Annotated in this window: 8 protein-coding genes; 1 reads left to right on the top strand and 7 read right to left on the bottom strand. The window is 69.0% G+C overall.

The window, feature by feature from the left end:
* Positions 1-120 precede the first annotated feature (120 nt).
* Complete coding sequence (locus tag B2747_RS07270; protein ID WP_291158522.1) at positions 121-699, bottom strand: CDP-alcohol phosphatidyltransferase family protein; 579 nt, start codon at positions 697-699, stop codon at positions 121-123.
* 68 nt (positions 700-767) lie between these two features.
* On the opposite strand from B2747_RS07270, the gene B2747_RS07265 reads away from it, so the two are divergent.
* A complete protein-coding gene (locus B2747_RS07265) occupies positions 768-2,309 on the top strand; it encodes a hypothetical protein (protein ID WP_291158520.1) in 1,542 nt (513 codons plus the stop codon).
* A gap of 24 nt (positions 2,310-2,333) precedes the next feature.
* On the opposite strand, the gene B2747_RS07260 is transcribed toward B2747_RS07265, so the two are convergent.
* The 6 genes from B2747_RS07260 to B2747_RS07235 form a co-directional block, all read right to left on the bottom strand.
* Entirely contained in the window at positions 2,334-5,021 is a 2,688-nt protein-coding gene (locus tag B2747_RS07260; protein WP_291158519.1) for a M16 family metallopeptidase, read from the bottom strand.
* Positions 5,022-5,031: 10 nt separating this feature from the next.
* The gene (locus B2747_RS07255) at positions 5,032-6,180 is read right to left on the bottom strand and encodes a tetratricopeptide repeat protein (RefSeq protein ID WP_291158517.1); all 1,149 of its coding nucleotides are present in this window, start codon (positions 6,178-6,180) and stop codon (positions 5,032-5,034) included.
* A 91-nt stretch (positions 6,181-6,271) separates the two neighbouring features.
* Complete coding sequence (locus tag B2747_RS07250) at positions 6,272-7,471, bottom strand: tetratricopeptide repeat protein (RefSeq protein ID WP_291158515.1); 1,200 nt, start codon at positions 7,469-7,471, stop codon at positions 6,272-6,274.
* A gap of 102 nt (positions 7,472-7,573) precedes the next feature.
* Positions 7,574-8,605: a pseudouridine-5'-phosphate glycosidase gene (locus tag B2747_RS07245; protein ID WP_291158513.1), complete on the bottom strand. Its 1,032-nt coding sequence runs from the start codon at positions 8,603-8,605 to the stop codon at positions 7,574-7,576.
* A gap of 32 nt (positions 8,606-8,637) precedes the next feature.
* Complete coding sequence (locus B2747_RS07240) at positions 8,638-8,880, bottom strand: hypothetical protein (protein ID WP_291158511.1); 243 nt, start codon at positions 8,878-8,880, stop codon at positions 8,638-8,640.
* Positions 8,881-8,995: 115 nt separating this feature from the next.
* Positions 8,996-10,195: an aminotransferase class V-fold PLP-dependent enzyme gene (locus B2747_RS07235; RefSeq protein WP_291158509.1), complete on the bottom strand. Its 1,200-nt coding sequence runs from the start codon at positions 10,193-10,195 to the stop codon at positions 8,996-8,998.
* Position 10,196 lies beyond the last annotated feature (1 nt).

Below are 10,196 nucleotides of genomic sequence, written 5' to 3'. Positions count from 1 at the left end.
ACCCCAACCCCGACCCCAACCCCGACCGCCGTCACCTCGCCCGCAGTTTCTTCCCGCAGTTCCACCTTACGCGGTCCACCTTACTAGGTCCCATCTCTCAACAATCTCATCTCCCACCTCTCACGCTGTCGTCCGATTTCTCCAAAGCATCAGCGTGTAATCGACCGAAGCCGCAAACCCGAGCACGAAGACCACCCACACCATCGCATCTCTCAACGCAGGCGCCACCAGCACCACAAGAAACGTGGCCAATTGCAGCACCGTGACGACTTTGCCAAGTATCCGCGCCTTGAACGCAATGGGCCTCAGCCACGACACATTGCGCGCCACGAACCAGCCGATAATCGACATCACATCGCGGAACATGAGCGCCACCGCCTGCCACGCGCTGAGTTGCCCGCCGGCCACATAGGCCACCACCACGCAGAGCGCAAAAAACCGATCGGCCAGCGGATCGACGAGTGCGCCCAGTCGCGAGGCCGCGCGCGTGCGTCGCGCCAGCCAGCCGTCGAGCATGTCGGTGAGCGAGGCCACCGCAATGAGTGACAGGCGAGCCGTGACCGACTCGACCAGCAGAAAGGCAATGCCAAGCCCCACGCGGGATGCGGACACGAGATTGGGCAGCGTCACCACCGACGACGACGCCGGCGGTGCAGCAGACACCGGGCGCGTGGGTGGTGGCGACGGTGACGTGACCATACCGGAAACTAGGCGCGGCGCACCCCGGGGTGCCAGCACTGCGCCGCGCGGGTTATCGTCAGCCGAGCATGCGACCCGCCTGGTGGAGTGATCCGTTGCCGTGGGTGGTGGTCGGTCTGGCCGCCGCCGTGCTGGCGTGGAATGTGGCCCTCGCGGGCTGGATTGCCTCGCGCCGTGAGGCGCCGCGGCTCTTTACGCAGTTGACTGCATTCTGCGGGCTGCTGGTGGTACCGTCCGTGGTCATTGGCGTGGCCTCCGGTTTTGAAGCCGGCGCACGCACCATCTCGGGCATCACCTGGCTGTTGCCGGTGGTCACACTCGCCTTTGCCTTGCAGGTGCTGTACGCCCTGCTCAGGCGGCTCGTCTCTCCACTCGTCGCCCTGCCACTGCTGCTCTACGACGGCGTGCTCGTGGCCGTCAGCCTTGGCGACTATCTCGTCACCACCACCGGCGAGGCGCCGCTGGCCCTCCAGGCCGCCGTGGCCGCGCGCGACGTGGTGGTGGGCCTCACCGTGGGACGCACGGCACTGGCCTCTCCGCTGGCCCTGCTGGTGCCCATGGTGGCGCCGGCCTACCCGGCGCGCTGGAAACTGTCCGGCGCCGTTCGTGCAGTGCTGGTGCTGATTGCCACGGCGCTCACAACACTGCTGGTGCTCGAGTGGCCGCGCGGTGTGGCGGCGGTGCGCAGCTACCGCGAGGCCCAGGTGGAGCCCATGCAGGCGCGGCCCGCCGGGGACTTTGCGGTGGGCCTGCGTCTCTATCCCACGCTGAGCGGGGCGCCCACCGAACGTCGGCAGCGCCTCGACACCCGTCTCGTGGAAGCCTTTGGCCCGGACGTGGTGCTGGTGGTGCTGCAATCCGACCCGCTGGGTGCTGCGGGGCTCGACGCCTTGGCGCGCAGCCTCGACGCGCTCCGCCAGGACAGTGTGCAGCTCGCCGTGGCCGTGTCACTGGGCCGCCTGCCCGATGCGCCGGACAGTCCCGAGCGTCTCGCCTATCTGGCGCGCATCCTCGAGCGGCTCAAGCCCGACATCCTCTTTCCCGCACTCGGCGAGCCCCTGCCCTCGTGGATTGCCGCGCCGCCGCCGAGCAGTGACTGGTGGCGCGCGCTGCTCATTCGCAGCGCTGCGCTCGTGCAGCGCATGCGGCCTCGCACCGTGCTCGCCTGGAGCGCGGCGCGCCTCGATGCCACCGACAGCAGCGTCTACGCCTGGGCCACCGCGCCCGGTGCTCCGGTGGAAATGATCGGCGCCATGGTGTATCCCAGTTTTTCGGGGCTGCCCGGTGTGGACGCAAGACTGCGCGCCCTCACCCGCTGGCATGACGCCGCGGTGGGTCGGCGTACCGACGGACGGGCGCTGCCGCCGCACTGGCTGGTCCATGTGGGCGGCTTGCCGGCAGCGCATGGTGACGACGCGCAAACCATCGCCATGCGCCGCAGCCTGGCCTTCGCCACCCGGCAATCGTGGATCAACGGGGCAATAGTGGGTGAGCCCTCCGACGACCGCGGCCAACTGGGGCTGCGGGCCGCGAACGGCCGCGAGCGCGACGCCGTGCAGGCCATCGGACTCGCCATGCGGCGCTTCACCGAAGCGCGCGCCCGGCGATAGCGCGTTCGCTGGACGCGGCGGCGGTCAGCCCGTACCGCGCACCACGCCCTCACCCACCCGCTGCGGATCGAAGTAGTGCGCGGCCACACGCTGCACATCGGCCGCCTGCACCGCCGCCAATCGCTCGCGCTCATCGGCGGCTTCACCAAGCCCGTCGCCAAACAGCCAGGCGTCCACGAGGTCGGCCAGCACATGCCCGCCGGACTGCTGCGCGATGGCCTGCGTGCCCAGCAGATAGCGCCGCGCGCGCTCCATCTCCTCTTCACTGGGCGGCGCCTCCACAAAGCGCGCGAACTCACGCAGCAGTCCCTCGCGTGCCTCCTCTTCGCGCGTCGGTGAGGTGGCAATGTAGGCCGCAAACGCGCCGACGGCGCTGCGCTCGATGGGGAATGCCGACACCGTGTAAGCCAGCGACTGCGCGTCACGCAGCTGCTCGAAGAAGCGCCCGCCCAGCCCACTGGCGATGCTCGACAGCACTCGCGTGGCGTATCGGTCGGTATCGGTGCGCGATGGCCCGGGGAACAACAGCGCCAGCGCCGTCTGCTGCTTGTCGCGGCTGTCCACCTCACGCCGCACTTCCTGTGGCCAGGGCGCCGCCGCGATCCACGGCTGCTCGCGATACACGAGCGACGCGAAGGCCGCATCCAGTTGCGCAGCCGTGCGTTCCGGATCCACGTCGCCGACCACCGCCAGCACCGTCTGCCCCTGCATCACCTGCGTGGCATGTGCGGCCGCAAGGGTTGACGCATCGAGCGCGGCCAGGCTGGTCTCGCTGCCAATCGTGGAACGCGCGTAGGGATGCGTGCCGTACACGGCCTGTGAGGCGAGACGCATCGGCCAGCGATACATGTCATCGCGCAGGCGTGCCAGTTCGCTCAACGCCTGTGCACGCTCCGTCTCCACGCCGTCGGCGGGGAAGGCGGCCTCCTGCACCACTTCGGCCAGCAGGTCACCGGCAGTGGTCAGGTGACGCAACGGCACCGACAGGGCCCAGCCGAGGCTCTCCAAGCCGGCGCTCACGCTGATGCTGCTGCCCAGATCCTCGGCCGCCTCGGCAATCTGCGCACCGCTGCGCCGACGCGTGCCCTTGAGTGTGGACTGCAGCATGAGACGGGCGCGGCCCTCCTCCTCGACCGCATCGAGCACCGCGCCGCCGCGCTGGAACAGTCCGAGATGCACCAGCGGCGCGCCGGCGCGCGGATGCACGAGAATGGGCACGCCGCCGCGTGTGTGGAACACATGCACGTCGTGCTGGGCTTCGGTGGTGGCTCCGGCGGCGCGCGACGCGGACGAGCCGGGCGTGTGCACGGCCGGCGCCTCGACGACAGCCGCGCCGGGCGGTGTGGGCAGCGACGGCGCACTCATCACGGCGCTGCCCTGCCCCACCACCTCAGCCAGGAGCGCCTGCATGCCTTCAGCATCCGAAGCCAGCGGCTCGGCATGCTCCGGCCGGTACGACACGACACTCACCTGCCCGGCATCGAGGTGCGTGTTGACCACGCGCTGCAGCGTCTGCCGGTCCAGCGTCATGAGTGCGTCGTAGTACTGCGACGCTGCCACGAGGCCGCCCTCGGCCTCCCACGACGCGAGATACTGCGCCTGCCCATCCATGCTTTCGAGCCGCCTGAGCCAGCGCGCCTCGAGAATGCGCTGCGCACGCTGCACCTCGCTGGCACGGAAGCCGTCCTGACGCAGGGCATCGAGCTCACGCCACAGGGCCTGGGCCGCCGCGCGAGCCTGGGCCGGCGGGCCTTCGGCGTGCAGCACGAACACCCCGATGGCATCGGTGGTGTAGTTCCACGCCGACACGGAGCTGGCCAGCTGTCGTTCGCGCAGCGCGCGATAGAGCCGCGACGCGCGGCCCGAGCCCATGGCCACGCCGGTCAGATCGAGCGCCGCCGCATCGGGATGCGCAAGACCCGGCACCCGCCATCCGAACGCCGTGTGCTGCGGCGCGATGTCGCCGCTCCACTCGCGGTGACGGAAGCCGGGGGTGATGCGCTCCATGGGGCCACGATCACGCGGTGGCGTGCCGGCCTCCAGCGGACCGTAGCGCGCCACGACTTCACGGCGCACATCGTCCACACTGACGTCACCCACCACGCACAGAATGGTGTTGTCGGGCCGGTACCAGCGACGATAGAAAGCCACGAGCTGCTCGCGCGTGAAGCCGCGCAGCATCTGCTCCTCGCCGATGCGCCAGCGCCGGATGCGATGCCGGTCATGCAGCAGCGCATACAGGGTTTCGATGGTCACCGCCGAGGCCGTGTCGCGCTTGCGCTTGGCCTCCTGGATGATGACCTCGAGTTCGCGCGCGAGTTCCTCGGCATCGATCACCGAGCGCGCGTAGGCATCGAACTGGATGTCCAGGCCGGCCACAAACGACGACGACGGCAGCACCGTGTAGTAGCTGGTGTGGTCGTAGATGGTGTGGGCGTTGAGATAGCCGCCGTTGGCCTTCGTTTCGCGCGCGATCTGGCCCACCCCGCGCGTCGGCGTGCCCTTGAAGTACATGTGCTCGAGCACATGGGCGATGCCCACGATGTCGTCCGACTCGTCGAAGTAGCCGGCCTTCACGTGCGTGACAATTGACACCACGGGCGCCGAGCGATCCACACGCACCAGCAGCGTGAGACCATTGGGCAGGACTTCACGCACGGTATCGTGATGCAGCGCGAGCGCGTCGCTCGGCCGCAGGAGCTGCGACGTCATGGAAGGCTCGTTACGGAGTGGGACGCGGTGCCGCGCCCGGTGGCATCGTGCCTGGGGGCATCATGCCTGGAGGCATCATGCCTTGAGGCAACATGCCCGGCGGCAGGGGTGGCGTGGCCAGACAGCCCTGCCACTCGCCGGGACCGGCGCGTTCGTACCAGCGACGCGCCTCGTCGAAGCGCTGGAGGCGATGCAGCGCACAGGCGAGAAAACCCTGCGCCACCCGATCGGCGGGATCGATCTGCAATGCCCGTACGTAAAAGCGTCGCGCGATTTCCGGCTGGCCCTCGGTCAGCATGAGCGAGGCGAGCTCACGCGAGGCGATGGCGGAGTTGGGCGCGAGCTCAACCGCCGTGGTGAGGAAGCGACGGGCGCGCGGCAGATCGCCATCATCACGCGAGAGTCGGCCGAGGTACACAAGGGGCCGCGCGTCGTTGGGGAAGCGGCGGGCCATGTCGGCCATGGCGCTACGGGCCAGCACGGTGTTGCCGCTGCGGTAGGCTGCGCTGGCCTCGGCAAAGGCGCGATCGGCGCGGCCCTGCCACCACCAACCGCCACCGATGGCGGCGGCCAGCACAAGCACCGCCACCGCCAGCCAGGCCAGCGGCGGAAGGCCCAGACGCCGCCGGTCACCGCTGTCAGTCGATGCCGCTGCCCCCATGAGCGGCGGCATGGACGACGGGGGTGGTGGCGGCGGAGAGTAATGCGACGAATGAGGCGGCGCGGTCGATGCCCCTCCGGAAGACGCTGCGGGCGACGCGCCGAACGACGCCGTCGCTGACGAGCCGGACGGCGGAGCGTATGGCGGCGGCGCGAAGCTTGGGGCGCTGTCGGGGACGGCGTGTTCGAGCGCCATCCAGGCTTCGCGCAGCAGAATGCGTTCGGACTCCGTGGTGGCCGGTGCATCGCTGCGATCGGCCCACGACGAGAGACCCACCAGGGCGTGCGCATCACTGATGGTGAGCACACCAAGCCGCCGTGCCTCACCCACCAGCGCCTGACCGGTGAGTTCCGGCCGCCCCACCACACGCTGGAGCACGACCTGGGCCGCGTCCCACAGCACGGGTGCGGTGGACGTGGCCATGGCGTCGGGGCTGAAGACACGTCGCGCCGCGTCAAGCGCGGCGCGAGCAGTGAGCGATGCGTCGGTACCGGTCATACGGAACCCGTCATGCGGAACCCGTCAGACAAAGTGAGACATCGGGCGTGCGGCCGGAATGGGCCCCACGCGAATGCGCAGCGCCATCCGCTCAGCGCACGATGCGCAGCATGCCGGCCTCGGCACCGCCACGCAGAAAGGCCTCGGGCGCATGCGAGGCCACCTGACGTCCCGTTGCCCCGTAGAAGCGTCGCGCTTCCTGCGCCATGAATTCCTCGAGCGGGCGGCCGGCATCGCGCGCGTCACGCAGCGCCTGCACGATGGCCTCCCAGGTGCCCTCGAACACCGTTCCGTCGCGCATGATCACGCGATGCAGATCGTCATCGGTCATGAGCACGTCGGTGGACGAGCCCTCCGATGCGACCCCGCTGGCGTTTTCGCCCTCGGATTCGGTGCCGGGCCCGCCGGCCTGCTGCTGACTGACGAGGCCAGTCAGCAGCGTGCCGAGCGTCTCCAGCTGTCCCTGTGATTCGCCGTCCTCGACCAGTTCGCGCTCGAGCACGGTCTGCTCCACCTCGGCCAGCAACTCGTCGATGGCGTCCGGCTCACCAGCCAGTTCCACCAGACGGGCTTCCCACGGCTTCAGCTCCCCATCGTTCTCGGCCAGCTTGTAGATGGACTTCTTGAGCTCCATCACACGCCAGATGCCGAGTTCATCCCAGTGATCGGCTGGTGTGGTGGCCTCGAACTCCACCAGCGCGCCATCGAGATCGCCCCCGTCGTACAACAGGTTGGCGAGGTAAACACGCGCCTCGGCAAACGACGGGTCGATGGTGAGCGCCCGCCGCAGTGCGATCATGGCTTCCACATCGTTGCCCAGCCGATGCTGCGCGTAGCCGATGCAGGCCACGGCCTCAGCCGAGTCCTCGGCCTGCTGGATGGCGCGCTCGAAGTACGGCAGCGACGCCTCCACGTACCCTTCACGAAAGAGGGCGCGACCGATCTGCAGCATGAGATCGACGTCGTCCTCGTAGCCCAGTTCGATGGTGCGTTCGAAGGCCTGCATACCGGCCTCCGTCTGCCCGAACTTGAGCAACACCTCTCCCAGGCCGGCCAGGGCATCCTCGTGCTCGGGGTCGAGCGTGAGGGCCTCCTCGAAGCGCTTTCGCGCCCAGACGTACTCCTCGCGCGCCATGCGCGCGTAGCCGGCCCCGACGTGCAGCTCCACTGCCGACGGGTACAGCGAGAGTCCCTCGCGCAGGAGCTCAAGCGCCTCGTCGTACTGCCCCTCGTTGTAGAGGGCGTGCGCGCGCTCGTCGTACTCCTCGGAACTCAGGAACGGGTTGGACATTGCGAAACAGGCCTCCGGATACAGCGGGTTACCGGATAGTACCGTGCACGCCCGGGTTGGTTCAACGTGCCGATACCGCGCGTATCGCGATCGGGCGCTTTTTCAGGCGGAACTCGGGGCCGCCAGCGTGTCCTGCGTGTCAAGGGCTGCCAGTGCGACAGCTACCTGCCCCGCGAGGTGTGCGTTGGCCTCGAGAAGCGCCAGATTGGCGCGAACCGATCGTCCATCCGTACGCTGTTGGATTTCGGCCAACAGGAAGGGGGTCACCGCTGCCCCACGAACGCCCGCCGCAGTCGCGGCGCGCAGAGCAGCCTGTGTCGCGGTTTCGACGACATCCACCGGCACGGCATCGGACGCCGGTGGCGGTTGCACGACCAGCAGCGCACCAGGCCGTCCCAGGGCCCGATGGGCACGCCACACCGCTGCAAGCTCGCCGGGTGCATCAACACGTGCCGAGAGCCTGAGACCAGTGGAACGCGAAAAGAAGCCCGGCAGTTCATCGGTGCCGTAGCCCACCACCGGAACGCCCAGTGTTTCAAGACGCTCCAGGGTGGCCGGCAGATCGAGAATGCTCTTGGCACCGGCGCAGACGACGATGGCCGGGGTGCGGGCCAGCTCGACGAGATCGGCCGACTCGTCGAAGGGGGCATCACGATGTACGCCCCCGATGCCGCCGGTGGCAAACACCTCGAGCCCACCCAGCGCGCAGAGCGCCAGCGTGCCGGCCACGGTGGTCGCCCCATCGGCGCCCTGCGCCATGGCCAGCGCCAGATCGCGCGCCGACACCTTGCGCACGCCATCGCGGCGCAGGAACCGCTCGAGGTCTTCGCCCTCGAGATCGAGGACGGGGACGCCGCGTGCGATGGCGGTCACGGCGGGCAACGCACCGGCCCCACGTACCGCGGCCAGCATGCGTTCGGCGGCCTCGCGGTTGTGCGGCGGGAGCAGGCCCTGCGCCAACACCGAGCTTTCAAGGGCGACGACGGCGCCGCGACGCCGAAGCGTCGCCTGGAGCGTGGGCGTGCAGCGAGGTTGCAGCGGGCTCCCGATCACATCGGCATAGTACAATGCGGCATGCACCGGAGCAACAGGTGCATGCCGCATGGCATGTGGCAGGATGGACGCCGTCGGCAACACTGACTGCCGACGGGCCAGCAGTGCGTCAATTACTCGGCGGCGTTCTCGAAGGCGTCGGCCTTGCGCGCCTCGACCAGCTCCCAGTCGCTCGACGTCGGGTCGAAGACGGCCATGATCTTCACGGTCTCACCCGCCCACGCATCGAACACCTTGCCGGTGTTCTGATACACCTTGATCTCGTGCCCGTCTTCGAACTTGAGCACAATGAGCGGATGCGTGTTGTTCACGTACTGCTTGCGCAGCTTGCGGGGCGGCTGGATGGGCGAGTTCATCGGGGCGGGGTCAGAGGGGCAGGAAGCAACATCCGAAAGTTGCCACGGGGCACGCACGGACGCCAGCGCGGCCAACAGGTGTGAGGGGCCGCGGCAGCGCGCTTCCCCACGGCCATCAGGTGACCGTGCTGGTCACCCCGGCAAACTCGCGCCAGGCCCCCGTGGCGAGGATGTCGTCCATGGCCGCGATGACCGCCGCCAGTTCGGCGTCGGTGGTGTAGAAGTGCGGCGCCACCCGAATACCGGCGCCCGGGCGGTAGTCGATGACGACGTCGCGGGCGAGCAGGGCCCGCGCCACCTCGGCAGCGTGCGGCAGACTGAAAGCCACCGTGCCGCCGCGCCGCGCTTCGTCCCGCGGCGCATGCACGGTCCAGCCACGGGCATCGGCGTCGGCGATGAGCTGCGCCGTCTGCCGCAGACTCTTGGCGCGAATGGCCTCCATGCCCGCCTCGGCCACGATGCGCGGCCCCTCGAGACCGGCATAGAGCGCGGGCACCACCGGGGTGCCGCCCAGCCAGCGCCAGCCCCCATCGGCGTACTGCATGGCCGGATCAAAGGCAAAGGGCGTGCGGTGCGCCTGCCAGCCGGTGAGCGCGGGCGCGTACTGCGCACTCATGGCGGCCGATGCATAGAGAAAGCAGCCGCCGGGGCCGCCGCAGAGCCACTTGAGCACGCCGCCGCAGAGAAAGTCCACTCCCAGCGCCTGCACATCCACCGGCATCACGCCCACGCTGTGATAGGCATCGAGCGCCACCAGCGCTCCAACCTCACGCGCCCGTGAACAGATGCGCGCCGCATCGAGGATGTAGGCCGAACGGAACAGCACATGCGAAATGGCCACCAGCCGTGTGCGTTCGGTGATGCTGGTCAGCAGTCGGTCGATGTCGATGCCCAACCCGTCATCGGAGGGCACCTCCACGATTCGCGCACCGAGCCGCGGGGCCAGCGCCTCGTAGGCGTACTTGACCGACGGGAAGTCGAGGGCCGTCATCACGACCTCGTTGCGCTCAGCCGGATAGTCGAGCGCGGTGAGGATGGTGCTCATGCCCATCGTGACCGTGGGCACCATGACCACGCTGCCGGCAGGTGCACCGATGAGGGGCGCAATGCGTGAGCCCATCGTGACCGGCAACTCCCACCAGCCTTCGGCCCAGGCCCGCACGCCACGCGACTGCCAGGCATCGGTGTACAGCTGCAACTGCGCCGGTACCGTGCGTGGCATGGCCCCCAGCGAGTTGGACACCAGATACGTGGACGTGGCGAGAATCGGGAACTCGTCGCGGAAACGCAGCAGCGGGTCGGGCGCAGTGGTCATG

Origin of the sequence: Gemmatimonas sp. UBA7669, assembly GCF_002483225.1 — a bacterium.
Classification (GTDB): Bacteria; Gemmatimonadota; Gemmatimonadetes; order Gemmatimonadales; family Gemmatimonadaceae; genus Gemmatimonas.
Note: the sequence above shows the minus strand (reverse complement) of the source record. Positions and strands in the feature narration are given on the sequence as shown.

Coding starts and splice junctions, on each gene's coding strand:
- B2747_RS07250 (WP_291158515.1), bottom strand. CDS start 7,471: ATGTCCAACCCGTTCCTGAGTTCCGAGGAGTACGACGAGCGCGCGCAC.
- B2747_RS07235 (WP_291158509.1), bottom strand. CDS start 10,195: ATGACCACTGCGCCCGACCCGCTGCTGCGTTTCCGCGACGAGTTCCCG.
- B2747_RS07260 (WP_291158519.1), bottom strand. CDS start 5,021: ATGACGTCGCAGCTCCTGCGGCCGAGCGACGCGCTCGCGCTGCATCAC.
- B2747_RS07255 (WP_291158517.1), bottom strand. CDS start 6,180: ATGACCGGTACCGACGCATCGCTCACTGCTCGCGCCGCGCTTGACGCG.
- B2747_RS07265 (WP_291158520.1), top strand. CDS start 768: ATGCGACCCGCCTGGTGGAGTGATCCGTTGCCGTGGGTGGTGGTCGGT.
- B2747_RS07270 (WP_291158522.1), bottom strand. CDS start 699: ATGGTCACGTCACCGTCGCCACCACCCACGCGCCCGGTGTCTGCTGCA.
- B2747_RS07240 (WP_291158511.1), bottom strand. CDS start 8,880: ATGAACTCGCCCATCCAGCCGCCCCGCAAGCTGCGCAAGCAGTACGTG.